Origin of the sequence: Variovorax sp. SG517 (genome assembly GCF_013376045.1) — a bacterium.
Taxonomy (GTDB): Bacteria; Pseudomonadota; Gammaproteobacteria; order Burkholderiales; family Burkholderiaceae_C; genus Variovorax.
Window position 1 is genome coordinate 49,576 of the sequence record NZ_JABMJG010000007.1, and the last position, 26,052, is coordinate 75,627.

A 26,052-nucleotide genomic window follows, 5' to 3' on the forward strand; every position below is an offset into this window, starting at 1 on the left:
CTAGGTGCGCTGGCCCATCTCCACGAGCCGGTTGTCGGGCAGTTCGAAATAGTCAGAGGCCCGCCCTGCATTGCGCTGCAGCCAGCCGAAGAGCGCGCGCCGGATGGGGTTCATGCCCGGCAGGTTCTCCTCGCCCACCGAGGCCCGGGAGACGAAGTACGACGTCTTCATCGAGTCGATCGCCAGCGTTTTCTGGTAGGCCAGGATGCGAATGAATTCCGGCACGTCCGGCCGTTCCATGAAGCCGTGGCGCGCCGTGACCATCCAGATGCCCTCCATCAGCTGCTCGGCCTCGATGCGGATGCGCGCGTCGACGCGCGGCGTGTCGCAAGGCAGCACGCGCAGCACGATCACCTGCTCGTGCAGCACCTGGTTGTGCTTGAGGTTGTGCAGCAGCGCATGCGGCACCGCCGTGGCGTCGGGGTTCAGGAACACGGCCGTGCCGCTGACGCGGTGCGGCATGTGCTGCGCCAGCGACTCGACAAAGGGCCGCAGCGGCAGGCTCTCCGCCGCAGCCGCCTCCAGCCCCAGCCGGCGCCCCTTCGACCAGGTGGTGAAGAGCACCATCACCACGGCCGCTACGGCCAGCGTGAGCCAGCCGCCCTCGGCCACCTTCAGGCTGTTGGCGATCACGAAAGTCAGGTCGACCACCGCGAAAGCCGCCACGCCGATCACCACCGCCACCTTGTTCCAGCGCCACAGCCCCCAGGCCACGATGCCGGCCAGCAGCGTGGTCGTCACCATCGTGATCGACACCGCGATGCCGTACGCCGCCGACAGCGCCCCCGAGCTCCTGAAGCCCAGCACCAGCAGCAGCACTCCCACCATCAGCAGCCAGTTGACCGCCGGCACGTAGATCTGCCCGATGGCCGTGCCGGATGTCTGGATGACCCGCATGCGCGGCAGGTAGCCCATGCGCATGGCGTGCGCCGTGAGCGAGAAGGCGCCCGAAATCACCGCCTGCGAGGCGATCACCGTCGCCATTGCCGCCAGCACCACCATCGGCAGCACGCCCCACGAAGGAAAGAGCCGGAAGAACGGGTTGTCGATGGCGGCCGGGTTCGCCAGCACCAGCGCGCCCTGCCCGAAGTAGTTCAGCACCAGCCCCGGCAACGCGATGAAGATCCATGCAAGGCGGATCGGCCTGGCGCCGAAATGCCCCATGTCGGCGTACAGCGCCTCGCCGCCCGTGAAGGCCAGGAACACCGCGCCCAGCACCGCCAGCGACTGCGCCCGGTGCTCGATCAGGAAGCCGAAGGCGCGGCGCGGATCGAGTGCCGCCAGCACCTGCGGCTGCTGCAGCACCTGCCACGCGCCGGCCACCGCCAGCACGATGAACCACAGCAGCATGACCGGCCCGAATATCTTGCCCACCGTGCCGGTGCCCTTCTTCTGCACCATGAAGAGCGCGACCAGGATCACCACCGTGGTCGGGATCACCGCGCGCTGCAGCACGGGCGCCTGCACCTCCAGCCCCTCGACCGCCGACAGCACCGAAATGGCCGGCGTGATGAGGCTGTCGCCATAGAACATGGCCGCCCCCACCAGGCCCAGCATGCCGATGGCGCTCCACACCCAGGGCTTCGTCTTCGGTCCCGCTACGGCGCTTCGCGCCAAGGCCTGCAGCGCCAGGATGCCGCCCTCGCCGTCGTGGTCGGCACGCAGCACGAACACCACGTACTTCAGCGTGACCACGAACATCAGTCCCCAGAAGATCAGCGAGAGCAGCCCCAGCACCGAATCGGGCGTGAACGGCACGCCGTGCTCGGGGTTCATCGTTTCCTTGAAGGCGTAGAGCGGCGAGGTGCCGATATCGCCGAACACGACGCCCAGCGCCGCGACCATGAGCGCCGGGCCCGTCGGATGCGCCGCCTCGCCGTACGCTGAAACCTGGGACCCGGAAGCCGGAGCGGATGCTTTCATGAAGCGGGGGAGTTCGTAGTGGCGACGCTGCGAGCATAGTGCCGGGGCATTGCGTCGTCGCTGACAATCGTGGCGTGTCCGCCACTCCCCAACACGCCGCGCCACCTGCGCATTACGAAAACTTCCCCGTGGCCTCCTGGCTATGCCCGCCGCACCTGCGCCCGCCGATCGCGGCCATCTATCACTTCGCACGCACGGCGGACGACATCGCCGACGAAGGCAGCGCATCGCCCACCGAGCGCCTGGCCGACCTGCGCGCCTACCGTGAAGAGCTGGCCGCGGCCGCCCGCGGCGAAGTGCGGCCCGAGTCGCGCTGGCCCCACGTCTTCGGCCCGCTCGCCCACAGCATCGCCCGGCACGGACTGCCCGAAGACCTGCTCGCCGACCTGCTGAGCGCCTTCGTGCAGGACATCGAGAAAACCCGCGACCGCGGCACCTACGCCGACCGCGCCGAGCTGCTCGACTACTGCCGCCGCTCCGCCAACCCCGTCGGCCGCCTGCTGCTGCACCTCTACGGTGTGCACGACGCCGGGGCCCTGGCCCAGAGCGACGCCATCTGCAGCGCGCTGCAGCTCATCAACTTCTGGCAGGACCCGAGCGTCGACCTGCCGCGCGGCCGCTTCTACTTTCCGCTGACCGACTGCGACCGGCGCGGCCTGACGCCCGAGAACTTCAAGGTCTTCGCGCCGCTGTCCGCCTCCGAGCCACCTCAGGAAGCTATCAATCTGATAGCAGTGATGGTCTACTGGGCGCGCGAGCTGATGCACCAGGGCGCGCCCCTCGTGCATCGCCTGCCGGGCCGTGCCGGCTGGGAGCTACGCCTGGTCGTGCAGGGCGGCCTGCGCATCCTCGACAAGATCGAGGACCTGGGCTTCGACACCTTCTCGCAGCGCCCCGCCATCGGCAAGCTCGACGCCCCGGTGCTGCTCTGGAAGGCCGTGCGGATGCGGAGACAATCACGCCCCATGAAAGCAGCGCCTCCCCGATGACCCCCGAGCAATACGTGCAAGACAAGGCCGCCGCCTCGGGCAGCAGTTTCTATTACGCCTTCCTGTTCCTTCCCAAGCCGCGCCGCGCAGCGATCACGGCCTTCTATGCCTTCTGCCGTGAAGTCGACGACGTGGTCGACGAGGTCAGCGACCCCGGCGTGGCCGCCACCAAGCTCGCCTGGTGGCGCACCGAGGTGGCGCAGTCGTTCGCGGGCACGCCGCGCCATCCGGTGATGCAGGCGCTGATGCCCCACGCCGCGGCCTACGGCATCGAAGCGCGCCAGCTCAACGAGGTGATCGACGGCTGCCAGATGGACCTGGACCAGACGCGGTACCTCGACTTCCAGGGCCTCTCGCGCTACTGCCACCTCGTGGCCGGCGTGGTCGGCGAGGTCGCCGCCCGCATCTTCGGCCAGACCGACGCCCAGACCACCGCCTACGCCCACAAGCTGGGCCTGGCGCTGCAGCTCACCAACATCCTGCGCGACGTGGGCGAGGACGCCATGCGCGGGCGCATCTACCTGCCGGTCAACGAACTGCAGAAGTTCGACGTGAAGGCGCACGAGATCCTGAACCGCGTGCACTCCGACCGTTTTGTCGAACTCATGAAGTTCCAGGCCGCGCGCGCCCACGCCGCCTACGACGAAGCGCTCGCCCTGCTCCCGCTGGCCGACCGCCGCTCGCAGAAGCCCGGCCTGATGATGGCCAGCATCTACCGCACCCTGCTGCGCGAGATCGAGCGCGACAACTTCCAGGTGCTGAACCAGCGGGTGAGCCTGACTCCGGTGCGCAAGTTCTGGCTGGCGTGGAAGGTACAGGCATTGGGGCGCATCTAGCGCCCGGTCAGATGGATGCATCCGAACTTTCGCATGTGGGCCTCTTCAGGGCGATCCTGAACTCCGACCCGAAGGCCAACCTTTTCCACGAACTGCTCTGCCCCTGGATGGAAAGGGAGCGCGGCTGGCTGACGGCGTTCGCACAGCAGACGTCGCCGGAGCCGATCGCCATCGAAGACTCCTGGCGCCTCTACGCGCTGTCTCGCATCAACGAGATCTTGTTGATGGCTTTTCAGCGGGGAACCTACGACAGTTGGGAAGGGCCGACGCTGACCTTGCTCGAGTACCTCGCGTTCATGACCGGCCTGGGTTTTCGCGTGGTTGACGAGCCCGCCTACTCGCCTTTTTTCCACGAGATCGTCGACATCGTCGAAGCCGCTCCTCTCCGGCCTCGCAGCGACTACATCGATCTTGAACGGATTGATTGGCCCGCACTCATGCTTGGCCCCATGATGTTCTCGCGCGCCGGTGTTGCCGTGTCCTGCCTGGCTGGCACGCTGAACCCTGAAATCGCAACATCGTCAACGCTGTACTGGGCGCATCGACGCAAGTTCCGCCGCCGTGAGGATCTGGCAGACGGCTGGGGCTCCAATTCGCAATGGCGAACGCAATTCAGGCGTGACTACATCGTGGGTGACAAGCTGCTCTTCAACGCAGATGGCAAGTACGACTTGAACGATCGCAATCAGGCGCTGCGCGAGGATGGATTGACAAGAAGCGAGCGCATCGAGCTTTTGACGTATAGGTGCTTCGTGAGATGCGCCAAGCCGGACGACGATCTGGCCCCCTACTACGACCGCGTGCTGCTTCCACGCGACTGTCAATGAGAACGACCGCCGTCATCGGCGCCGGCTGGGCCGGCCTCGCCTGCGCGGTGGAGGCCACGCGGCTCGGACATGCCGTCACGCTGTTCGAGGCGGCGCACACGCCGGGCGGGCGGGCGCGGCGGGTCGACAACATGCACGGGCTGGCGCTGGACAACGGCCAGCACATCCTGATCGGTGCGTACACCGCCACGCTGCAGCTGATGCGCGATGTGGGCGTGGATGTCGACGGCGTGCTGCTGCGGCTGCCTCTGTCGCTGCGTTTCGCCGACGGGGGCGGACTGAAGCTGCCGCGGCTGCCGGCGCCGCTCGATCTGCTTGCGGGCATCTTCACGGCGCGCGGCTGGACGTGGCGCGACAAGTCGTCGCTGCTGCGCACCGCCGTGGGCTGGAGGCTCTCGGGTTTTCGCTGTGAGCGCGGCACGACGGTTGCCGATCTCTGTGCCGGACTCACTCCGCGCGTGATGCGGGAACTGATCGAGCCGCTGTGCGTTTCCGCGCTCAACACGCCCGTGGCGCAGTCGAGCGGCGAGGTTTTCCTGCGCGTGCTGAAGGATGCGCTTTTCAGTGGCAGCGGCGGTGCGGACCTGCTGCTGCCGCGCGCCGATCTGGGCGCGCTGCTGCCGGATGCCGCCATCCAGTGGCTGTTAGAGCGCGGCGCAACCGTGCGCATCGGCACCCGCGTCCGCGCCATTTCATCCGAGGTCGGGCGATGGCTGGTCGACGGCGAAGCTTTCGATCAGCTCGTGCTGGCCTGCGCGCCCTGGGATGCCGCCCGGCTGGTGCGCGCGTCCAACCTGCCCGCGGACCCTTGGTGCGAGACCACCGAGGCGCTGCGCTTCGAGGCCATCGCCACCGTCTACGTGCGCGGCGCGACGACGCTCGCCGAGCCGATGCTCGCGCTTCGCAGCGATCCGGCCACGGCACCGGCGCAGTTCGTCTTCGACAGGAGCCAGCTCGGCGGCCTGCAAGGCGTGCTCGCAATGGTGGTGAGTGCGAACGAGGCGTCGCGCGAAGTGCTGGAAGAACAGGTCATTGCCCAAGCCGCCGCGCAACTGGGCCAAGCGAACCTGCGGCTCGTGCAGACCGTGGTCGAGAAGCGCGCCACCTTCGCCTGCACACCGGGCCTCGCGCGGCCGCCCTCGGCCATCGCACCAGGCCTGCAGGCCTGCGGCGACTATGTCGAAGGCCCCTACCCCGCCACACTCGAAGGCGCGGTCCTCAGCGGACTGGCCGTCGCGAGAGCATTGACGACACCATGACGACCGAACTGCGCTACCTCGACTTCGACTACAGCGAAGACACCGAAGGCCATGGCACCTTCGACGCGATGGCTTCGACCACGCCCGACAGGACGCCCGAGGTCCAGGCCGAGATCGCGCAGGTGCTGGCCTGGGCCGAAGCCGTGTTCCCCGATGCGCGCGGCGCACTCGAGGAAGGCGGTGTCTGGGACTACGACCTGCAGCAGGCGCAGGAAGAAGACGCACGCTTCGTCACGTGCACCCTCTCGCTCAGCGGCACGGCCGACTTCTGCGCGGCGCTGCGCGAGCAGTTCGCGCTCGACTGAAGAAGCTGAGAAAAGCGAATCAGGCCGTCTTGTTGGGCAGCCGCAGCAGGCTCAGCCCCAACAGCACGAAGGCGCCGCCCGACAGCTTGTTGAACAGCCGCGTACGGCGCGGGTCCGACAGTTGCCTGCGCAGCAGGCGCGCCAGCAGCACGTAGAACGCATGCGACAACACCGAGGCGGCTGCGAAGGTCGTCGTCAGCACAGCGAACTGCATGGCCAGCGGTGCATCCTGCGTGAGGAACTGCGGGAACAGCGCCGAGAAGAAAAGAATGCCCTTGGGATTGGTCAGCGCCACCGTCAGGCCATGCCCGAACAGACGCCAGCTCGAACGCGGCGAGGCCGCCGCCGAAGAACCCTGCAGATCGGCGAACACGCTGCCCTGGCTGCGCCACTGCTTGATGCCCAGATAGATCAGGTAGGCCGCGCCGGCCAGCTTGAGCAGCATGAAGGCATGGGCCGAGGTGGAGAGCACCACGCCAAGCCCAGCCATCGCGGCGGCCGACACCACGAACAGTCCTGTTGCATTGCCCAGCGAACTGATCATCGCGCGTCGCGGGCCCACGCTCATCGAATTCGAGACCGCCAGCAGCACGGCCGGTCCCGGCGTGAAGGCGACGAGCAGCGTGACGCCGCAGAAGATGAGCCAGTTGGAGAGATGCACTTCAGAGATCCTGCCCGGCGCGAAGCCGCAAGAAAGACGTTGAGGGACGAACGGGAAACTATAGTCAGCCCGGCGCCTCATCGCTGGCGCCGCGCCAATACCCCTGCGCGCCCCTCAACCCGACACCAATCGAACCACCATGGTCACCTGCTACCTGCGCTACATCGTCGATCCCTACAAGCTCAAGGAATTCGAACACTACGGCCGGCTCTGGATTCCGCTGGTCGAGAAGTTCGGCGGCAAGCACCACGGCTACTTCCTGCCGTCGGAGGGCACGAACAACGTGGCGCTGGCGATGTTCAGCTTTCCGAGCCTGGCGGCCTACGAGAAGTACCGCGCCGATTCGATGGAAGACCCCGAATGCCAGGCCGCGTTCAAGTACGCGGAAGAGACGCGCTGCATCCTCAGCTACGAACGCAGCTTCTTCCGGCCGGTATTTGGCTAACCCCCAGGCTGCGCGCACTTCGTGTCGCTTCGCCAACCCCCTTGCAGGGGGCAACACCAGCGGCCCGGCAAAGCCGGTTCCGCAGTGTTCCTGGAATGAACCAAGTTTCTTGTCGGACCCGTTGACGCCTCAGCCGTCGAGCGCCATGCACAGGGCGTGCAGGTTCGGCACGATCAGCTGCGGCCGCGCGCCGTGCACCCAGGGCCGCTCGTCGCGCACCAGCCAGGCGGCCTGCATGCCGGCGTTGAGCGCGCCGACCACGTCGAGCTCGGCATCGTCGCCCACGTGCAGCACGTCCTTGGGCAGCAGGCCCACCGATGCGGCAGCGGCGCGGAAGATGGGCGCGTGCGGCTTGCCGCTGCCGAAGGCGCGCGCATTGAAGGCGGTGCGGAACCAGCGGCCCACGCCCGTCTTGTGGATGTCGGCGTTGCCGTTGGAGATGGCCACCAGCGGATAGCGTTCGCTGAGCCACTTCAGGGCAGGCAGCGCGTCGTCGTACAGCGTCACGCGCTGGCGCTCGGCGAAGAAGGCATCGAAGGCCGGCTCGGCCAGCGCCGGGTCTTCGCCCGCGCGAGTGAGCGCGGTGCGGATCGACTCGCGGCGCAGCGCGCTCAGGTCGTGCGCAAGATCGGAACGCTCCTTGGCAGTGGCTTCGCGCAGCTCGCGAAGGATGCCCGGGGTCATCAGCAGCGTGGCCGTCTTGGGCGCTTCGCGCAGCAGCCATTGGTGCAGCACGGCCTCGGCGCGTTCGATGGTGGGCCAGATCGGCCAGAGGGTGTCGTCGAGGTCCAGCGAGATCGCCGAAATACGCTTGAGGTCCAGAGGCTTGAGATCGAGAGGCGCGGCGCCTGTGGGCACCGGGGAAGCGGAAGTCATGCCCGAGAATATCGCATGCCTTCGACCCACGAGAACGCCGCCCCGAGTACCCCCGGTTCCCTTCGCACCGCCGTGCTCTGGTGCAACCTGGGCTCTCCCGACGCCCCCACCGCCGCCGCCGTGCGCCCCTACCTCGCCGACTTCCTGGGCGACCCGCGCGTGGTCGAGATTCCGAAGGCGGTCTGGGCGCCGATCCTGCACGGCATCATCCTTCGCACGCGCCCGGCCAAGTCGGCAGCCAAGTACGCGAGCATCTGGATGCGCGAAGGCTCGCCGCTCAAGGTATGGACGCAGAAGCAGGCCACGCTGCTGGCCGGATGGCTCGGCGAGCGCGGCCACCGCGCGACGGTGCGCGACGCGATGCGCTACGGCAGCCCCTCCATCGCCTCCCGGCTCGACGCGCTGCAGGCCGAAGGCGTCGGCCGCGTGCTGGTGCTGCAGGCCTACCCGCAATACTCGGGCACCACCACCGCGAGCGTGATCGACGCCGTGAACGCCTGGAGCCGCAAGCAGCGCCGCGTGCCCGAATTCCGCTTCGTCAACGACTACCACGACGACCCGGCCTACATCGACGCGCTGGCCCTGAGCATCGAAAAGCACTGGAAGACCGAGGCTCGCGGCGAAGTGCTGCTGATGAGCTTCCACGGCATTCCCGCGCGCAACATCGCACTGGGCGATCCTTACCAGGCGCAGTGCCTCGAAACTGCGCGCCTGCTCGCCGCGCGGCTCGGTCTTTCGAGCGCGCAGTACCGCGTGACCTTCCAGTCGCGCTTCGGCAAGGCCAAATGGCTGGAGCCTTATACCGAGCCCACGCTGCGCGAACTCGGCGCGTCCGGCGTGAAGCGTGTCGACGTGGTGTGCCCGGGCTTCCCGGCCGACTGCCTCGAGACGCTGGAAGAAATCGCCATGGAAGGCCGCGAAGCCTTCCTGCACTCGGGAGGCGAAGCCTTCAGCTACATCCCCTGCCTCAACGACAGCCCCGCATGGATCACCGCGCTCGCGGGCATCGCCGAACGCAACCTTGCCGGCTGGCCCACGCAGACGGCGCCCACTGCCCGATGAAGAAAGACCTGCACGAAGCCAACCGGCTCTCATGGAACGCGGCCACCCTCGCGCACAACAGCCACAAGGGCGACCAGGCTGCCTTCTTCCGCAACGGGGGCTCCACGCTCTTTCCAGAGGAAGCCGGTCTGCTCGGCGACGTGAAGGGCCTGTCGGTGCTGCACCTGCAGTGCAATGCGGGCCAGGACAGCCTGAGCATCGCTCGCATGGGCGCCGATGTGACGGGCGTGGACATCTCCGACGAAGCCGTCGACTTCGCGGCGCGGCTGTCGCAGCAGTCGGGCATTGCGGCGCGTTTCGTGCGCTCGGACGTCTACGACTACTTCCGTGATGCGCAGGCACGCGGCGAGCGCTTCGACATCGTGTTCTGTTCGTACGGCACGCTCTGCTGGTTCTCCGACATCGCCGCCTGGGCCCGCGGTGTGGCGCAGATGCTCAAGCCCGGCGGACGCTTCGTCATCGTCGAGTTCCACCCCTTCGCGCTGGTGTTCGATCAGGACTGGAAGTTCCACTACGACTACTTCAACGAGGCCGCCGTGCCCGAACAGGGCGTGAGCGACTACGTGGCCGAGTCCGGCGACGGCCTGGTGCGCGAAGGCTACGAGCGCGGCGTGGAGAACTTCAGCAACCCGCATCCGAGCTTCGAGTTCACCTGGGGCGTGGGCCAGGTGACGACCGCGCTGTCGCGGGCCGGCCTCGTCATCGAGCAGTTCGACGAGTATCCGTACGCCAACGGCTGGAAGCCCTTCGAGGGCATGCGCGACATCGGCGGGCGCCGCATGGCGCCGCCCGAGGGCATGCCGCGCATCCCGCTCATGTATTCGATCTCCGCCCGTAAGCCATGAAAAATTTCCACGCCCGGTGCCTCGCCGGCCTGCTCCCGCTGCTGCCCCTGCTGCCCTGCGCGGCCGCAACCGCGGACGTGCCCAAGGGCGTGTGGGAAGGCACGCTCGGCACCAAGGCCATCGTGGCCTGCTTCAATGCCGAGTTCCGTAGCGGCAGCTACTTCTACAAGCAGTACCGCAAGGCGATCCCGCTGAGCCGCACCGAGAAGGACAGCTTCTGGCACGAAGCCGGCGACACCGGCCTGTGGTCGCTGGACCCGGCCAAGGGCAACACGCTGACCGGCACCTGGAAGAACGTGAAGGGCACGCCCGTCACGCTGCCCATCAAGCTGGACCTTGCCGATGCAACGGGCGGCGACCGGGCCTGCGGCAGCGACGGCTACGCGGGCCAGCTCGAAGCGCCGCCGAAGATCGAAGTCGGCAAGAAGGAGGAATACGCGCCCGGCCGCAGCTTCCGTCGCCTGCGCTTCGCGGGCCAGGAAACCGTCGAGCTCTCCGGCCCCGAGCCCACGCTGGCGGCCATCAACCGCGAACTGCGGCGCGACTTCGACACCAGCAAGGACGCGGTCAAGGCGTACTTCGACAAGCGACGCGAATTCCTCGACCGCGTCGGCGTGCCTGCGGAGGACGAGAACACTGCCGAGCCCGAGTACTGGACCTCGCAGTGGCTCAGCATCCGCAACTACACCTGGGCGGCCGGCATGGGCCGCAATGGCATCTCCTGGTTCTATCGCACCTGGGACCTGCAGACGGGCAAGCAGGTCGATCCGTGGTCCTGGTTCGGCCTGCGCTCGCTGTCGAAGTCGCGCCCGACCGAGGGGCGAATATCCGGCACCGGAGGCGGCTCGATGCCGCCGAAGCTGCGCCGCTTCCTGTTCCGCTACGCGGGCATCGACGCGTCGAAGGCCGAGGACAACTGCCAGTCCAACCACGAAGAAGGCGCCTACTACGACCTGACGCTGGAAGCCGAGGGCATGCGCTTCGCCCAGCCCGCCCGTGGCAACGGCTGCGAGATCGAGGTCGAAGTGCCCTACGCCGATCTCGACCCGGTCCTCACGCCCGCAGGCAAGGCCGCGGTGCGGCGCATCGTCGAATCGGGCAAGTAAAGCTGGCTCAGCCCGGGCTCAGGCCGGCGGCCTGCGCGCCAGCAGCGCCTCGATCGCGGCCTCCATCTCGGCGTACTCCCCTTCGCCGAAATGGCGCCGCATCACCTGCCCGTTGCTGTCGGCGAGGTAGAAGGTCGGCCAATACTGGTTGTTGTAGGCCTTCCAGGTGCTGAAGCCGTTGTCCTGCGCCACTGGGTAGCGGATGCCGAAACGCTGGATCGCGTCCTGCACGTTGCGCGTCGACTTCTCGTAGGCGAACTCGGGCGAATGCACGCCCACCACCACGAAGCCCCGCTCCTTGTACTTCTCGTACCAGCCCACCACGTAGGGCAACGTGCGGATGCAGTTGATGCAGGAATAGGTCCAGAAATCGACCAGCACCACCTTGCCCGCCAGGCCCTGCATGGTGAGCGGCTCCGAGTTGAGCCACTTGTCGATACCGGTGAACTCGGGAGCCTTGCCGTAGTCCCGCAACCCCGGCGACGCGGCCAGCGCGCTGCGCACCGGCCACGCACCGCCCACGGCAGCCGCGAGCGCGGAGGAGCCGACGGCGAGTCCCGAGAACGCCCTTCTGGACAACATCTTCATGATCGCGAACCTCGCTCGAATGTCAGACCGAAAGCGGTCAGGCTCGATTGTTCGCGGCGCACGCCGGGCGTGCGCATGTGTCACGGCAATTTGAACTTTGTCCCGGCGGCGTGAAGGCCGCCCGGGTCAGAACTTGCCCAGATAGTCCAGCTTGCCGATCGGCATGCCCTTGTGGCGCAGCACGTCGTAGGCCGTGGTCACGTGGAAGAAGAAGTTGGGCAGCGCGAACTGCAGCAGGTAGCGCTGCGCCGTGAAAGTCGCCTCGCCTTCGCGGGTCTTGATGGTCACGGCGCGGTCCTCGTGGCCGTCGATCAGGGCGCGATCGACGCCCGCCAGGAAGTCCTGCGTCTTCGCGATGCGCGCGACCAGGTCGTCCCAGGTCTTCTCCTCGTCGGCAAAGCTCGGCGCGGTGATGCCGGCGATGCGGGCCGTGCCCAGCTTGGAGGCATCGCTCGCGCGCTGGATCTGGCCGACCAGCGTGAGCATGTCGGGCGCGAGGCGCGCATCGACCAGCGTGGCCGGGTCGATGCCGTTGGCCTTCGCGTGCGCGAGGCTCTTGTCGAGGATATGGGTGAGTTGGCCGAGTCCGCGCGTGAAGACGGGCACGGACAGGTCGTACATCGAGAGCGCCATGGTGTTCGAGGCCTTGTCTCGGCCTTGTGGTTGAGGTGGGCGGCGATTGTCACGCCGCCGCAGCCTCAGCGGCCGGCCGCGCGGATAAACCCCTCGATGGGCTCAAGTTGTTCGGGCACGTTGAGCGCGGGCGCGTGACCGCAGGCAGGAACTTCGATCACCTGCAGCCTGCCGGCCGCGCCGGGGCCGCGGCGCTTCATTTCCTCGACCACGCCGGGCAGCACCAGGTCTGACTCGGCTCCGCGCAGGCACAGCACCGGCACCTCGATGGCGTCGTAGTGCGGCCAGATCAGGTAGTCGTTGTCGTGCGCGCTGAACTGCCGGACCATGGCCGGGTCGTAGTGCGGCGTCACGCGGCCGTCGGGCAGGCGGCGCGTGGAGGTCTCGGTCAGGCGGCGCCATTGAGCGTCGCTGAGCCAGCCGTAGGGCTTGTAGACCGTGCGGAAGAAGGCCTCCAGCTCGGCCACCGTATCGAAGGCGGGCGGACTGCCCGCATAGGCACGGATGCGCTCGATGGCTGGCTGCGCCAGCTCGGGCGCGTTGTCGTTGAGCACCAGGCTCGCGATGCGCGCCTTCATGCGCGGCTCGAAGAGGCCCGACGCGCAGACGGTGCCGATGGCGCCGCCCATCGAGGTGCCGACCCAGTGCACGCGCCCGAGCCGCAGCTCGTCGCACAGCGCGTTGGCGATGCGCGCATAGAACGCGAGCGTGTATTCCTCGTCGGGCAGCGGGCTCCATTGGCTCAGCCCACGGCCGATGGTGTCGGGGCAGATCACGCGGAAGCCGCGCGAGGCGAAATGCTGGGCCAGCTCGTCCATGTCGCGGCCGGTGCGCGCCAGGCCATGCCAGGCGATGACCACGGGGGCCTCGGGCGCGCCCCATTCGAGCCAGTGGATCTCGCGGCCCGCGAGCTGGGCGTAGCGGGACAGGGGAATGTGGTTGTCGCTCATCGCGTTGCCCTTGCTCGCAGTTTTCCGACGATGCCGGTGGGGAAGTAATAGACGGAAAGAACGAACAGCACGCCCAGCCACAGCAGCCAGCGGTCGGGCGACAGCAGCGCCGCCAGCCACGGCAGGCCACTGGCGGCCTCGTTGCCGATGCGCAGCAGGTCCTGCAGGTAGCTCTGCGCCACCACGAAGAGCACCGCGCCGATGGCAGCGCCGTAGATGGTGCCCATGCCGCCGATCACCACGATCAGCAGCACGTCGATCATGATCTCGAAGCTCAGCGAGGTGTCGGGCCCGTTGTAGCGCAGCCAGATCGCGAGCATCGCGCCGGCCAGCGTGGCGAAGAGCGCCGACAGCACCGCGGCCGTGGTGCGATACACCACCACGCGGTAGCCGATGGCCTCGGCGCGGAACTCGTTCTCGCGTATCGCCTGCAGCACGCGGCCAAAGGGCGAGTTCACGATGCGCAGCAGCGCCAGCACCAGCACCACCGCCGCCACGAACAGCAGGTAGTAGCACAGCAGGCGGCCGTCGAGCGAGACGCCGAGGAAAGGCTCTTCGGCGAACTCGAAGCTAGGCGAGATCAGCTCCGGCAGCTTGAAGGTCAGGCCGTCCTCGCCGCCGGTGAAGTCCGACAGCTGCGAAGCCAGCGTCTGGAAGGCCGAGGCCACGGCCAGCGTGATCATCGCGAAGAAGATCGCGCGAACCCGCAGCGAGAACAGGCCGATGGCGAACGACAGCACCAGCGAGATCGCCAGCGACGCGCCCAGCCCCACCAGCACCGAGCCCCAGTTGGGCCCGAGCCGCGAGGCCGAAATGGCGATGCCGTAGGCCCCGATGCCGAAGAACATGGTGTGCGCGAAACTCACGATGCCCGTGTAGCCCAGCAGCAGGTCGAAGCTGGCCACCAGCACCACGAACACCAGGATCTTGGCCGCGACGCTCAGCGCCTTCACGCCGGGGAAGATGAATGGCGCGAAGGCCAGCGCGACGAACACCGCCAGCAGCAGCACGGCGAGCAGCCGGCTGCGGGGCATGTCGTTGGAGAGGAGTCGTTTCAGGAACATGTTTTCTTCCTCCCCTTCTTCAACGGTTCGCCACCGGGTACACGCCCTGCGGGCGCCACAGCAGCACGGCCACCATCAGGAAAATGCTCGCGAACTGCGTGAGCGTGGGCAGCAGGAAGCCCACGTAGTTGGTCATCAGCCCCACCAGCAGCGCGCCGATGAGCGCCCCGCCCGTCGAGCCCAGCCCGCCGATGATGATCACGATGAAGATCAGCACGTTGACCTGCGCGCCCATCTGCGGCACCAGGTTCTGCTGGAACAGCCCCCACATCACGCCGCCCAGGCCGGCCAGCGCGCTGCCGACCACGAACACGCCGACGAAGAGGCGCCCGATGCGGTAGCCGAGAGACTCGACCATCTCTCGGTCTTGCACGCCGGCACGGATGAGCAGGCCGATCTTGGTGCGCCCCAGCGTCCATGCGAGCACGCCGAACACCACCACGCCCACGGCCACCGCGAGCAGGCGGTACTTGCTGATGGCCGCATCGCCCACCAGCAGCGAGCCGCGCAGCGCCTCGGGCAGCGGCAGCGGAACCTGCGCCGGGCCCCAGATCACCTTGATGAGCTCCTCGCCGATGATCATGCCGCCCATGGTGATGAGGATCTGCTTCAGATGCTGGCCGTACACCGGCCGCACGATGAAGCGCTCGAAGGCCAGCCCGACTGCGCCGGCCATGGCCATCGCGACCAGCATCGCCGGGAACACCGCCACCAGATTGCGCCACAGCTCGCCGGAGCCCGTCCAGTCGCCCATCAGGCCGAGCACGCTGCTGGCCACGAAGGCGCCCAGCGCGATGAACACGCCGTGGCCGAAGTTCAGCACGTCCATCAGACCGAACACCAGCGTGAGGCCCGAGGCGATGATGAAGATGATCATGCCCATGGCGAGCCCCGCCACCGTGAGCGTGAGCCAGGTGGAGAAAGAGCCGGTGAGCGGCAGCGCGGCCAGTGCGAGCGCTGGGGCCAGCAGCAACGGCCGCCAGTCGAATTCGAGTTTCTTCATAGAGCCAGTCCGAGCAGCGATTGCTGAAGTTGCGCGTTAGCAGAAAACTCCGCCATGGAGCCCGCATGCACCACGCGCCCGTTGTCCATCACCGCGACGGTGTCGCCCAGGCGCTGGGCGAAGTTGATGTTCTGCTCCACCAGCAGGATCGTCACGCCGCTGCGCTTGAGCTCGGCGAAGGCGTCGATCATGTTGTTGATCATCACGGGCGCGAGGCCCTTGCTGGGCTCGTCGATGATGAGCAACTCGCGCGGTTCCACGATCGCGCGCGAGACCGCCAGCATCTGCTTCTGCCCGCCCGAGAGCTTGCCCGCCGGGTGGTTCCAGAATTTCTCGACCGCGGGGAAGAGCTTGAAGATCCACTTCAGCCGCGTGTCGTCGATCTGCGCCGCGTTCTTCGCGCCGCGCGCTGCCAGCAGCATGTTCTCCTTCACCGTGAGGTCGGAGAAGATGCCCATGTTCTCGGGCACGTAGGCGATGCCCAGGCCGGCGATCTGCGGCGTGTGCTGCGTGGTGATTTCCTTGTCACCAAAACGCACCCTGCCCTGCGACGCATGCCACAGGCCCATGATGGTTCGCAGCGTGGTCGTCTTGCCCGCGCCGTTGCGGCCCAGCAGCATGGTGAGCTGCCCGCGCGGCACGGCGAGGTCGACGCCGTGGAGGATGTGATACGCCCCGATGTGCGTGTGCACGCCCTCGAGGGTCAGCAGGTTGTTCGTGCTCATGCGGCCTCCTTCGAAACGCCCAGGTAGGCCTCCTGAACCACCGGCGAGGCGATCACCTCGGCCGGCTCCCCGTCGGCCACCAGCGTGCCGTTGTGCAGCACGATGATGCGGTCGGCGAGCTCGCGCACCACGTCCATCTTGTGCTCGACCAGCAGGATGGTCTTGGTCTTGTCCTTCTTGAGCTTGCGGATCAGGTCGAGGATGACGGGCGCCTCGGCCGCGTTCATGCCGGCCGTGGGCTCGTCGAACATGAAGACCTTGGGCTCCAGCGCCATCAGCAGCGCCACTTCCAGCTTGCGCTGGTCGCCATGCGGCAGGCTCGCCACCGTGGCGTGCTCGCGCGACTTCAGCGCCACCTCGGCCAGGATCTGGTCGGCGCGCTCGGTCAGCGCCTTGTGGTCGCTCCAGATGCTCCACAGGTTGAGCCCGCGCCGGTGCGCGCCGTCGCGCGTGGCCTGCACCGCGAGGCGCACGTTCTCCAGCACCGTGAGGTTGGGGAACAGGTTGGTGAGCTGGAAGGCCCGCCCCAGCCCCGCGTGCGTGCGCGCCGAGGGGGACAGGCCCGACAACGACTGCCCGTCGAGCGACACCGTGCCCGCGCTCGCCTTGAGCTGGCCCGAGATCAGGTTGAAGTAGGTGGTCTTGCCCGCGCCGTTGGGGCCGACGATGGCCGTCAGCGTGCCCGGCGCGAAGGCGCAGCTCACGCTGTTGACGGCCACGTGCCCGCCGAAGCGGATGGTCAGATCTCGGGTCTCAAGCATCGTCGTTGGTCATTGCGAATCGGAAAACAGGAAAGAAGACCGGCCTGCCTCAACAGGTCCCGATCACGTAGTAGTTGGGCCCCGTCTGCTTCAGCGTGGTCGTCACGTAGATGTTCCACAGGCCCATCGACTGGTTCGAGCCGTACGCATAGGTCAGGCCGTACAAGGCATAGGCCCGCCCGGCGATGGTGTGCGTGTAGTTGCTCGCGGTGTAGCAGGTGCCGCCGCTGCCGCCTCCGGTGGTGGTGCCGGTGGCAGCCGACGACATGGCGCCCTCGACGTTGCTCGCGTTCAGCGCGGACACGGTCCAGCTGTAGGTGGTCGAGGCGGCCAGGCCGGTGTCGGTGTAGCTGGTGGTGGTCACCGGCGAGGCGTTGACCTTGCTGCCGCCGCGGTACACGTTGTAGCCGCTGGCGCCGCTCACGGCGTTCCAGGCGATCACCATGCTGTTGGCGGTCGCGCCCGATGTGCCCACGCCGGTGGGCGCGGGCAGGCCGCTGCCGCCCGAGGAGCCGGTGACGCGGTCGATCATCGCCTTCATCGCGGCCATCTGCGGGCCCGACTTCTTCGCGTAGTTGGCGTTGTCGTAGCCCCACCAGTCCCAGCAGCTGTTGGTGGCCGCCGTGCTGGTCTGCGGGTAGATCAGCACGATGTTGTTGGTGTCGGCCCAGCGGTTGTAGCCGGTCTTGCGCACGTACTGGTCGCTCACGTCGGTGTAGTTCTGCTTGCAGCCGTGCAGCACCAGGTGCACGCGGCACGAGGTGGTGGTGCAGGCCTGCGGCACGTAGATCCAGCCCGTGGCGGCCATGCCGTGGCCGGAGATGAATTCCGACTGGTTGAACTCGGTGAAGGTGCCGCCCAGCGTGCCGTTGTTGCGCGGGTTCAGCGGGCCGTAGAGCTGCGTGAGGATCTCGCCCGCAAGGTCGAAGCCGCAGTTGTTGATGTAGGGCGCGGCCGTGGTGCTGCAGGCGCTGCCGTAGTCGTCGGTGACCATCGCGTGGCCCGCGCCGATGTTGTTCTTGTAGACCACGTTGGCCGCGGGCACGAAGCTCTGGTAGTAGGTCTTGAGGTCGTCCATCACCGGCTGCTTGACGGTGTTGTCCGAGGTGCCCGAGAACATGTAGACCTTGGAGCCGCTCATGTTCGACACCGGGTCGATCGCGCCGCTGGCGGCCCAGCTGTTGGTGGTGCTCACGAGCGAGGACACCGGGATGCTGGTGCTGTGCGTCATGCAGCGCCCCGTGGCATTGAGCACCGAACCTTCGGCGCAGTAGTAAGGCCCACCGGCCACCACGCCCGCGCCGCGCTTGAAGGTGGCCGAGTACGCCACGTGCAGTTGCACCGCCATGAAGCCGCCGGCCGACAGGCCCGACACGCTCACCTCCGCCGGGTTGGCACCGAGCGCGGGCAGCGGCACCGCCGCCTGCGCGGCATGCGCCGCCACCGTCATCGCCGCGGCCGCGGCGAGCGCCTTCCAGTTCTTCCACTTCTTCCATTTCATCGCTTGCATCGCTGTCTCCTTGTGTTGTGGGTATCGAACGCTTGCTTTGCTGACTGACGAATCGAATCGGCCGAGGGAACAACACGCCGCCGCGAAGAAATGCGCAGGCTGGCGCTTCGCCCGGCGGCCATCCGGGGCGAACTTGGAACATTCAAGGAACACCGCGGAACCGGCTTTGCCGGGCCGCAGGTGTTGCCCCCGGTAGGGGGTTGGCGTAGCGACACGAAGTGCGCGCAGCCTGGGGGCGAGTTCTTACCTCTTGTTCTTGATGGGGATGTCCATCTCTTCAGGCTTGATCTCGTGCACCAGCTCCGGCACGCCCCAGGCGAACGCCGGGTCGACCTTGATCTTGAAGTGGTACATCGACTGCATCGCCTGGTGGTCTTCCTTGCGGAAGGTCATCTTGCCCTTGGGCGTGTCGAAGCTCATGCCTTCCATCGTGCTGATGAGCTTGTTGGTGTTGGTGTCGCCGTTGGTCTTCTTCAGCGCCGTCACCACCGCCATCGCGGCGGAGAAGCCGCCGGCAGTGAAGAAGTCGGGCGGCGTCTTGAATTCCTTGTAGTGGGCCGAGACCATCGCCTCGTTCACCGGGTTCTTCGGAATGCCGAAGTAGTAGTAGGCCGCGCCCTCCATGCCCGGCAGCGCCTTGTAGGCAGCCATGGCCGGCAGGATGTTGCCGCCGGTGGCGATCTCGATGCCGTAGCGCTTGAGGTCGAGGTCGACGATCTTGAACGGGTTGCCCGCGCCCGCCCAGACGATCCAGATGATCTTGCGGCCCGGCTGGTCCTTGAGCTTGTCGATCAGGCGCTGCGCGCCGGCCGTGAAGTCGGTGGTGGTGGGCGGAAGGTATTCCTCATGGACCAGCTTGGCCTTCTTGAGCGCGGCACCGAAGGCCTTCACGCCGTCACGGCCAAAGGCGTTGTCCTGCGCCAGCGTGGCGACGGTGACGCCGGGCTTGTCGATGGCCACCGCGTTGGAGATCGCGTCCTGGCTCGAATTGCGGCCGGTGCGGAAGATGTACTTGTTCCACTTGTCGCCGGTGATCGAATCGGCCACCGCGGGCTCGACGATCAGGATCTTCTTGTATTCCTCGGCCACCGGCAGCATCGCCAGCGCGACGCCCGAGGCGGTCGGGCCCACGGCCAGCGCGGCCTTGTCGTCGGAATACGCGGCCGCCAGCAGCGACTTGCCGAGGTCGGGCTTGCCCTGGTCGTCCTTCTCGATGACCACCAGCTTCTTGCCGTTGATCGTCATCGTGCCGCCGGTGGCGTAGTCCAGGCCCATCATGAAGCCGGTCTGGGTCTGCTTGCCGTAGGCCTCCAGCGCGCCGGTCTTGCTGTAGATGTGGGCGATGCGGATTTCGTTGGACTGAGCCCAGGCCGGAGCAGTGGCCGCGGTGCAGGCGGCGAGCGCGGCCAGGGCGACGAGGTGGCGACGGTTCATTCTTTGTCTCCTGAAAAAGGTGACTGAATATTGCACAGTTCGTGCCATCCGCTAAGCCATTGATAACAAACGCTTCTCCATTCGGGAGAAGCGCTTTCCGGCTGAATTCAGAACACTTGCAATGTCTGAATTTCAGTCGATTGCCTGATTTTCAGTCAGGGTTTTCGCGGAGGCCTTGCGCTGGGCGATCCACTGCTCGAACTGCCGCTCGGCCTGCATCCGGAACTCGTTGCGCGCATGGTTGCAGGCCGCGTGCGCGAGTCGCCGATGCTTCGACGAGCGGATGCCGCCGAAGGTCGAATCGACCAGATGCTCGACGGTGGCGGATTCCGGCCGGCCCGCGGGCTCGTCGAAGTCCATGGTCAGGCCGCACCAATGGCAGTTGGGGCCGAAGGTGGAGCGTAGGGCCTTGACGCTCATAGGATTGCGCACTCCTTGATTTTCAGGCGCATCGATGTGCAGTCGGCGCCCGAAACGAAGTAGACCAGCCTCATCCGATAGCTGCCCCTGCAGATCGAGCTCCAGACCTCGGGCACCTTGAGTTGCTGCTTGCTGCAGCAGTGCGGGAAGGGGTCTTGGTCATCGGGATATCGGGTGGGGTTTCATCCAGGGCGGGAGTATCGCCCGGCCTTCGGGCCTCAGTGCCCCTCGCTCACACCCTCGACCCAGTAGAGCTGCTTGTGGCCCCTGCCCTCATAGACTCTTTGGTAGTAGTCGGCGACCCGACGGCTCTCGTACTCGTGCATCAGGATGCGGTTGCCGTTGTCGTCCAGCCGAAAGAGGCGGCAGGGCTCCAGATCCTTCGTGTAGACAGGATATTTCGTCCGCAAGAGTTCCACCATGAAAGCCTCGACGTGTATCTCGAACGCTCTCAATTCAAGAAAATCAAGCACAGCCTCGATCTCCAGGCACTCGAGGTAGATGTTGAACAAGTCGATGGACTTGTGGCGCTCAAGAGTGATCCTGTGCCCCCAAGGAAGCTCAAAGAACCATAGCTCGACCGGTCCCGGCGCATCCCAGTCAGCGGGTTGATCCAAGTGCTTTGCGCCGAATCGCCTGACGAACTCCGGGTACGGCATCTCGACGGCAATCAAGCGCTCGCCAGCCTCGATGTCGCCGCGGCCGATCTGGCGCATGGCAGGCAGCGGCCTCATGTCGACCGCTCCTGGCTCGTCATCCGCTCATACAACGTCGCCCGCGAAATCCCGAGCAGCCGCGCCGTCGCCAGCTTGTTGCCGCCCGTGGAGGCCAGCGCCGCCGCGATCGCCTTGCGCTCCAGCTCGGCCACCTGTTGCGCGAGCGGGCGCAGCAACGCAGCTTCTTCATCCGCGTCGTGCGCACTCTGCAAGGTGGCGGGAAGCTCGATCTGCTCCAGCCCGGCTTCGCGCAGGATGCGTTCGAGCTGCACGGCGTCGATGCGCTGCGAGTCGCTTCGCATCGTCACCTGCTCCAGCACGTTGCGCAGCTCGCGAATGTTGCCGCGCCAGTGCTGGCCGGCGAGCAGCGCGAGCGCGTCGGGCGTGAGTTCGGGCGGCGCTTCGCCGCTGCGCAGCGCCATGTCCTCGCCCAATGCCTCGACGAGCGCGGGAATGTCGGCGCGCCGCTCGCGCAGCGGCGGCACGCGCAGCGGGAGCACGTTGAGGCGGTAGTACAGGTCTTCGCGGAACTGGCCGCGGCGCACGAGTTCGGGCAGGTCGCGCGAGGTGGCGGCGATCACGCGGGCGTCGAAGGGCACGAGCTTGTTGGAGCCGAGCGGTTCGATCTCGCCCTCCTGCAGCGCGCGCAGCAGCTTGGCCTGCAAGCCCAGCGGCATGTCGCCGATCTCGTCGAGGAAGAGGCTGCCGCCGTCGGCCAGCTTGAACTTGCCTTCGCGGCCCTTGCGGTCGGCACCGGTGAAGGCGCCGGGCGCGAAGCCGAAGAACTCGGCCTCCAGCAGCGTGTCGGGCACGGCCGCGATGTTGACGCTGACGAACTGGCCCTTGGCACGCGCGGACGATGCGTGGATGGCATGCGCCAGCAGCTCCTTGCCGGTGCCGGTCTCGCCCAGCAGCAGCACCGGGCTCGTCGATTGCGCCGCGCGCCGCGCATGCCGCTTCACTTCCACCGCGGCGGGGCTGCTGCCGATGAAGCTCGCGAAGGTGTACTTGGAGCGCCGCTGGCCGTCGGCCGAGTGCTGGTAGAGCGGGTTGTTGCGCTGGCTCGCGAGCTCGCGCCGCGCATCGTCGAGGTCGCGCTGCAGCAGCGCGAACTTGCTGATGAGCGGCTGAAGCGTGGTCTCGGGCTGGTCGAAGAGCACGATGCCGATGGCGCCGATGACCTTGCCCATTCCTCCCTCACCTCCCTCTCGCTCTTCGCGAAGCGGAATGCGGCTGACGACGAAGGTGCCGGCCTTGTTGGTCAGCAAGTCGACCAGGATGGGCTCGCCGGTCTCGAGCACGCGCCGCATCTGCGTGTTGGGGATCACGTCCTCCACCATGTGGCCCATGAACTCGTCGATGGACGAGAAGCCCAGCGCGGGCAGGAAGCGCCGGTAGCCTTCGTTGACCCACACGATGCGCCCGGTGCTGTCGACCAGGAACATGCCCTGGCTGATGCTGGAAAACAAATGAAACATCGAGCGCGCGGCGAGCGCGAGAATGCCCTCGGCATCGAGAGGCAGCGAGGGTGTTGCGGTGGAGGCTGCAGGCATGGCGGAATCGTAGCGCGGGCCGGATCCGCACCTTAAGTCTTAAGGATTCGCTTCGGCGAGCACAGGTCGGCAAAGACCTTCAGGAAGCCTTAAGTTAATCAATCGTTTGATTTTGTGCGTGGTGTAATGCCGGCCATGAACGCGAGAGATCCGATCACCCAGGCACCTCGCCGCGCACCGCGCGCAGACGGTGCCGAGGCACGCCACCGGCTGCTCCACACCGCGCTGCGGCTCTTCGCGCAGAAGGGTTTCGCCAAGACCTCCACCCGCGAGATCGCCCGCGAGGCCGAGGTCAACATCTCGGCCATCAGCTACTACTTCGGCGACAAGGAGGGGCTGTACGCCGCCACCTTCAGCGAGCCGATGGGTGGCGACTCCAGCGACCTCATCGCCGCCTGCAATGCACCCGGCCAGTCGCTCGAGGAAACGCTTCGCACGTGCATGGTGTCGATGATCGATCCGCTCAAGCAGGGAGAGATCGTGCGGCAGTGCATACAGCTGCACATGCGCGAGATGCTGGAGCCCACCAGCCGCTGGGCCGAGGAGCTGGAGCGCGACATCAAGGGCCCGCATCGCGCCATCGCCGACCTGCTGTGCCGCCACCTGAAGGTGGACCGGGCCGACGACGACATCCATCGCCTGACCTTCGCGATCACCGGGCTGTCGATGCAGCTCTACGTGAGCCAGGACTTCATCGAGGCCATCCGCCCTTCGCTGCTGCGCACGCCGCGCGCCATCGACGCCTGGGCCGACCGGCTCACGGCCTATGCGCTGGCACTGGTCGAAGTCGAGGCCGCCCGCCGGCGCGCCGAGAGAAAGCAGAAGAAACAATGAGAAAACTCCGATTCAAACTGACGGCCGCTGTCTGCCTCGGCATCGGTCTTTCGGGCTGCTCGCTGATGCGTCCGCCGACGCAGGTCGAAGCTCCCATCCCCGCGCAGTGGCACGCGCCCCTGCCCCATGGCGGCTCGCTGGCTTCGCTGGCCAACTGGTGGAGCCAGCTCGACGATCCGCTGCTGGTCGAGCTGATTGCCGCCGCGGAAGCCGCGAGCCCCAATGTCGCGAGCGCCGCCGCACGCGTGGCCGAGGCGCGCTTCACGCGCGTTCAGGCCGGCGCCGCGCTGCTGCCGAGCCTCGACGGCACCGCATCGGCCAGCCGCGGGCCCGTCGGCATTTCAGGCGGCAGTTCCTCTGGCACCAACAGCGGCAGCAGCGGCGGGCTGTCGTCGAGCACGCCGATCACCACGCTGCAGGCCGGCCTGCAGTCGAAATGGGAGGCCGACCTGTTCGGCCGCCTGCGCGCCGATCGCGATTCCGCCGAGGCCAAGCAGAGCAGCGCCAACGCCAAGTGGCACGACGCCCGCGTGGCGGTGGCGGCCGAGACGGCCAACGCCTATTTCGCCGAACGCGCCTGCCAGCAGCAGCTGCGCGTGGCCGAGGCCGACGCCCGTTCACGCTCCGAGACCTCGCGGCTCACAGATCTGTCGGCCAAGGCCGGCTTCACCGCGCCGGCCGATGCCTCGCTCGCGCGCGCCAGCGCCTCCGACGCTTCGGCCCGCCTCACGCAGCAGCGCGCTCAGTGCGCGGTGCAGCGCAAGGCGCTGGTCGCGCTCAGCGGCATCGACGAGACCACGCTCGAAGGCAAGCTCGCAGCCGCGCCGGCACAGCGCGCGCTGCCTGCCGTGGGCAGCATCGCCAGCGTGCCGGCCGAAGCGATCACGCAGCGGCCCGACGTCTACGCGGCCGAGCTCGGCGTGGCTTCGGCCAGCGCCGACGTGGGCTCGGCCGAGGCCGAGCGCTATCCCAAGCTCACGGTATCCGGCTCCATCGGCCGTTCGCAATACCGCGTGAGCGGCGTGCACCAGTCGCTCGAAACCTGGACGGTGGGCCCGATCTCGCTGACCGTGCCGCTGCTCGACGGCGGCGCGCGCAAGGCGAATGCCGACGCGGCCAAGGCACGCTACGCCGAAGCCGTGTCGCTCTACCGCGCCAACGTGCGCCAGGCGGTGCGCGAAGTCGAGGAGGCGCTGGTCAACCTCGATGCGACCAACGCCCGCACCGCCGATGCCGACGCCGCGGTGAAGAACTACCAGGCCTCCTTCGACGCCACGCAGGCGCGCTACAGCAGCGGCCTCGCGAGCCTATTCGAGCTGGAGGACTCGCGCCGCACGCTGTTCTCGGCACAGACCGCGCGCGTGACGCTGCAGCGCGAGCGCACCGAGGCGTGGGTGGCGCTGTACCGCTCGATGGGCGGCGGCTGGAACCGCCAGTCCGCGGGGGCTCCCTCCTCTTCCGATTCGACCTCAATGACCACCACACCGACCGCCAAGGTCGCGACGTCGCCATGAAAACAATGAAGCGTTCCACCCTCGCCATCGCGCTGGCCGCGCTGGTCGTCGTCATCGCCGCAGTCTTCTTCATGACGCGCGGCAAGCCGGCTGACAAGACCGCCGAACCGGCCGCCGCAGCCAGGACCAAGGACGGCGCCGCCTCGCCCAAGCCCGCGCTGACCGTGACCGTCGCGAAGCCCGAAGCCACCGAGCTGATGCTCACGCTCGCGGCCAACGGCAACGTGGCCGCCTGGCAGGAAGCCGTGGTCGGCTCCGAGTCCAACGGATTGAAGCTGGCCGAAGTTCGCGTGAACGTCGGCGACACGGTGAAGAAGGGCCAAGTGCTCGCCGTGTTCTCGCCCGAGACGGTGCAGGCCGACATCGCACAGGCGCGCGCCTCGCTGGCCGAAGCCCGCGCCACCGCGGCCGACGCCGCCGGCAACGCGGCACGCGCACGCACGCTGCAGGCCACCGGCGCGCTGAGCCAGCAGCAGATCAACCAGTACCAGACCACCGAGCAGACCGCCAAGGCGCGCGTCGAGGCGGCCGAGGCCGTGCTGGCCGCGCAGCAGGTGCGCGGGCGCAACACGCAGGTGCTGGCGCCCGACGACGGCGTGATCTCGGCTCGCACAGCCACGGTGGGCAGCGTGGTCGCGGCGGGCACCGAGCTCTTCCGGCTGATCCGCCAGGGCCGCCTCGAATGGCGCGCCGAAGTGACCTCGGCCGAATTGAGCCGCGTCGCTGTGGGCACCACCGCATTCGTGGTCAGCGCCAGCGGTGCGCAGGTGCGCGGCAAGGTGCGCAGCATCGCGCCCACGGTCGATCCGCAGACGCGCGCGGCGCTGGTGTATGTCGACCTGCCCAACGTGCAGCAGAACACCGGCGTGAAGGCCGGCATGTTCGCGCGCGGCGACTTCGAACTGGGCCGCAGCACGGCGCCGACGGTGCCGCAGGCCGCCGTGGTGCCGCGCGACGGCTTCAACAACGTGTTCATCCTGAAGCCCGACAACAAGGTGTCGCAGCTCAAGGTGCAGATCGGCCGCCGCCTGAACGACCGCATCGAGATCACCAGCGCGCTGCCCGAGGGCGCCCAGGTGGTGGTGCAAGGCGCGGGCTTCCTCAACGACGGCGACCTGGTGCGCGTGGTGGATTCGCCCGCCGCCACGTCGGCGGCGCCGGCTCCCACGGGCGCGGCCTCCGCCGCCGTTGCCAGGTAAAGAAGAAAAGAAGA

Annotated in this window: 27 protein-coding genes; 12 read left to right on the forward strand and 15 right to left on the reverse strand. The window is 67.4% G+C overall.

The features are described 5' to 3' along the window. On the reverse strand, positions 1-1,845 hold the full coding sequence (locus FHT32_RS21420; protein WP_176666934.1) for a potassium transporter Kup: 1,845 nt from the start codon (positions 1,843-1,845) through the stop codon (positions 1-3). Between the two features lie 152 nt (positions 1,846-1,997). Here FHT32_RS21420 and hpnC point away from each other — a divergent pair, with 152 nt between their 5' ends. Genes hpnC through FHT32_RS21445 form a run of 5 tightly spaced genes read left to right on the forward strand, consistent with a single transcriptional unit; the run spans position 1,998 to position 6,139 of the window. After that, positions 1,998-2,912 carry a squalene synthase HpnC gene (gene hpnC, locus FHT32_RS21425; protein WP_176666632.1) on the forward strand — a complete coding sequence of 305 codons (915 nt, stop codon included), beginning with the start codon at positions 1,998-2,000 and terminating at the stop codon, positions 2,910-2,912. Next, entirely contained in the window at positions 2,909-3,748 is an 840-nt protein-coding gene (gene hpnD, locus FHT32_RS21430; protein ID WP_176666633.1) for a presqualene diphosphate synthase HpnD, read from the forward strand. Before hpnC ends, hpnD begins: the two co-directional genes overlap by 4 nt. 11 nt (positions 3,749-3,759) lie before the next feature. Then, positions 3,760-4,575, forward strand: coding sequence for a hypothetical protein (locus tag FHT32_RS21435; protein ID WP_176666634.1), 816 nt, complete (start codon positions 3,760-3,762; stop codon positions 4,573-4,575). Beyond that, positions 4,572-5,834, forward strand: coding sequence for a hydroxysqualene dehydroxylase HpnE (gene hpnE, locus FHT32_RS21440; protein ID WP_176666635.1), 1,263 nt, complete (start codon positions 4,572-4,574; stop codon positions 5,832-5,834). The genes FHT32_RS21435 and hpnE overlap by 4 nt, the downstream gene beginning before the upstream one ends. After that, positions 5,831-6,139, forward strand: a complete 309-nt coding sequence (locus tag FHT32_RS21445; RefSeq protein ID WP_176666636.1) for a hypothetical protein — start codon at positions 5,831-5,833, stop codon at positions 6,137-6,139. Before hpnE ends, FHT32_RS21445 begins: the two co-directional genes overlap by 4 nt. A 19-nt stretch (positions 6,140-6,158) precedes the next feature. Here the strand turns inward: FHT32_RS21445 and FHT32_RS21450 are convergent, their stop codons facing one another. Further along, positions 6,159-6,800, reverse strand: a complete 642-nt coding sequence (locus FHT32_RS21450; protein WP_176666637.1) for a LysE family translocator — start codon at positions 6,798-6,800, stop codon at positions 6,159-6,161. Positions 6,801-6,939: 139 nt separating this feature from the next. Between FHT32_RS21450 and FHT32_RS21455 the strand changes: the two genes are divergently transcribed. Then, entirely contained in the window at positions 6,940-7,245 is a 306-nt protein-coding gene (locus FHT32_RS21455) for an NIPSNAP family protein (protein WP_176666638.1), read from the forward strand. Between the two features lie 129 nt (positions 7,246-7,374). Here FHT32_RS21455 and FHT32_RS21460 read toward each other — a convergent pair whose 3' ends face one another. Beyond that, a complete protein-coding gene (locus FHT32_RS21460) occupies positions 7,375-8,121 on the reverse strand; it encodes an HAD family hydrolase (protein WP_176666639.1) in 747 nt (248 codons plus the stop codon). A 15-nt stretch (positions 8,122-8,136) separates the two neighbouring features. Between FHT32_RS21460 and hemH the strand changes: the two genes are divergently transcribed. The 3 genes from hemH to FHT32_RS21475 are packed head-to-tail and all read left to right on the forward strand — an operon-like array spanning position 8,137 to position 11,134. Further along, positions 8,137-9,183: a ferrochelatase gene (hemH, locus tag FHT32_RS21465; RefSeq protein WP_176666640.1), complete on the forward strand. Its 1,047-nt coding sequence runs from the start codon at positions 8,137-8,139 to the stop codon at positions 9,181-9,183. Beyond that, positions 9,180-10,028 carry a bifunctional 2-polyprenyl-6-hydroxyphenol methylase/3-demethylubiquinol 3-O-methyltransferase UbiG gene (locus FHT32_RS21470; RefSeq protein ID WP_176666641.1) on the forward strand — a complete coding sequence of 283 codons (849 nt, stop codon included), beginning with the start codon at positions 9,180-9,182 and terminating at the stop codon, positions 10,026-10,028. The genes hemH and FHT32_RS21470 overlap by 4 nt, the downstream gene beginning before the upstream one ends. Then, positions 10,025-11,134, forward strand: coding sequence for a hypothetical protein (locus tag FHT32_RS21475; protein ID WP_176666642.1), 1,110 nt, complete (start codon positions 10,025-10,027; stop codon positions 11,132-11,134). The genes FHT32_RS21470 and FHT32_RS21475 overlap by 4 nt, the downstream gene beginning before the upstream one ends. An 18-nt stretch (positions 11,135-11,152) precedes the next feature. On the opposite strand, the gene FHT32_RS21480 is transcribed toward FHT32_RS21475, so the two are convergent. The 12 genes from FHT32_RS21480 to FHT32_RS21535 form a co-directional block, all read right to left on the reverse strand. Further along, positions 11,153-11,716 (reverse strand): thioredoxin family protein, encoded by a 564-nt coding sequence (locus FHT32_RS21480; RefSeq protein WP_176666935.1) that lies wholly within the window; start codon positions 11,714-11,716, stop codon positions 11,153-11,155. Positions 11,717-11,848: 132 nt separating this feature from the next. Further along, positions 11,849-12,355: a DUF1993 family protein gene (locus FHT32_RS21485; protein WP_176666643.1), complete on the reverse strand. Its 507-nt coding sequence runs from the start codon at positions 12,353-12,355 to the stop codon at positions 11,849-11,851. A gap of 65 nt (positions 12,356-12,420) precedes the next feature. Next, on the reverse strand, positions 12,421-13,305 hold the full coding sequence (locus FHT32_RS21490) for an alpha/beta fold hydrolase (protein ID WP_176666644.1): 885 nt from the start codon (positions 13,303-13,305) through the stop codon (positions 12,421-12,423). Further along, positions 13,302-14,369 (reverse strand): branched-chain amino acid ABC transporter permease, encoded by a 1,068-nt coding sequence (locus FHT32_RS21495; protein WP_176666645.1) that lies wholly within the window; start codon positions 14,367-14,369, stop codon positions 13,302-13,304. Before FHT32_RS21495 ends, FHT32_RS21490 begins: the two co-directional genes overlap by 4 nt. Before the next feature lie 19 nt (positions 14,370-14,388). Further along, positions 14,389-15,372 (reverse strand): branched-chain amino acid ABC transporter permease, encoded by a 984-nt coding sequence (locus FHT32_RS21500; protein ID WP_176666646.1) that lies wholly within the window; start codon positions 15,370-15,372, stop codon positions 14,389-14,391. Then, positions 15,369-16,097 carry an ABC transporter ATP-binding protein gene (locus FHT32_RS21505; protein ID WP_176666647.1) on the reverse strand — a complete coding sequence of 243 codons (729 nt, stop codon included), beginning with the start codon at positions 16,095-16,097 and terminating at the stop codon, positions 15,369-15,371. Before FHT32_RS21505 ends, FHT32_RS21500 begins: the two co-directional genes overlap by 4 nt. Beyond that, a complete protein-coding gene (locus FHT32_RS21510) occupies positions 16,094-16,858 on the reverse strand; it encodes an ABC transporter ATP-binding protein (RefSeq protein WP_176666648.1) in 765 nt (254 codons plus the stop codon). Before FHT32_RS21510 ends, FHT32_RS21505 begins: the two co-directional genes overlap by 4 nt. Before the next feature lie 49 nt (positions 16,859-16,907). Beyond that, positions 16,908-18,368: a fibronectin type III domain-containing protein gene (locus FHT32_RS21515; RefSeq protein ID WP_176666649.1), complete on the reverse strand. Its 1,461-nt coding sequence runs from the start codon at positions 18,366-18,368 to the stop codon at positions 16,908-16,910. 243 nt (positions 18,369-18,611) lie between these two features. After that, on the reverse strand, positions 18,612-19,802 hold the full coding sequence (locus tag FHT32_RS21520) for a substrate-binding domain-containing protein (RefSeq protein ID WP_176666650.1): 1,191 nt from the start codon (positions 19,800-19,802) through the stop codon (positions 18,612-18,614). 132 nt (positions 19,803-19,934) lie between these two features. Continuing rightward, entirely contained in the window at positions 19,935-20,162 is a 228-nt protein-coding gene (locus FHT32_RS21525; protein WP_256099115.1) for a hypothetical protein, read from the reverse strand. A gap of 278 nt (positions 20,163-20,440) precedes the next feature. Further along, positions 20,441-20,956 carry a hypothetical protein gene (locus FHT32_RS34815; RefSeq protein ID WP_218088361.1) on the reverse strand — a complete coding sequence of 172 codons (516 nt, stop codon included), beginning with the start codon at positions 20,954-20,956 and terminating at the stop codon, positions 20,441-20,443. Next, positions 20,953-22,491, reverse strand: a complete 1,539-nt coding sequence (locus FHT32_RS21535; RefSeq protein ID WP_176666652.1) for a sigma-54-dependent Fis family transcriptional regulator — start codon at positions 22,489-22,491, stop codon at positions 20,953-20,955. Before FHT32_RS21535 ends, FHT32_RS34815 begins: the two co-directional genes overlap by 4 nt. A gap of 135 nt (positions 22,492-22,626) precedes the next feature. Between FHT32_RS21535 and FHT32_RS21540 the strand changes: the two genes are divergently transcribed. Genes FHT32_RS21540 through FHT32_RS21550 form a run of 3 tightly spaced genes read left to right on the forward strand, consistent with a single transcriptional unit; the run spans position 22,627 to position 26,038 of the window. Further along, positions 22,627-23,325, forward strand: coding sequence for a CerR family C-terminal domain-containing protein (locus FHT32_RS21540; protein ID WP_256099116.1), 699 nt, complete (start codon positions 22,627-22,629; stop codon positions 23,323-23,325). After that, positions 23,322-24,839 carry an efflux transporter outer membrane subunit gene (locus tag FHT32_RS21545; protein WP_176666654.1) on the forward strand — a complete coding sequence of 506 codons (1,518 nt, stop codon included), beginning with the start codon at positions 23,322-23,324 and terminating at the stop codon, positions 24,837-24,839. The genes FHT32_RS21540 and FHT32_RS21545 overlap by 4 nt, the downstream gene beginning before the upstream one ends. Beyond that, positions 24,836-26,038 carry an efflux RND transporter periplasmic adaptor subunit gene (locus tag FHT32_RS21550; protein WP_176666655.1) on the forward strand — a complete coding sequence of 401 codons (1,203 nt, stop codon included), beginning with the start codon at positions 24,836-24,838 and terminating at the stop codon, positions 26,036-26,038. Before FHT32_RS21545 ends, FHT32_RS21550 begins: the two co-directional genes overlap by 4 nt. Positions 26,039-26,052 lie beyond the last annotated feature (14 nt).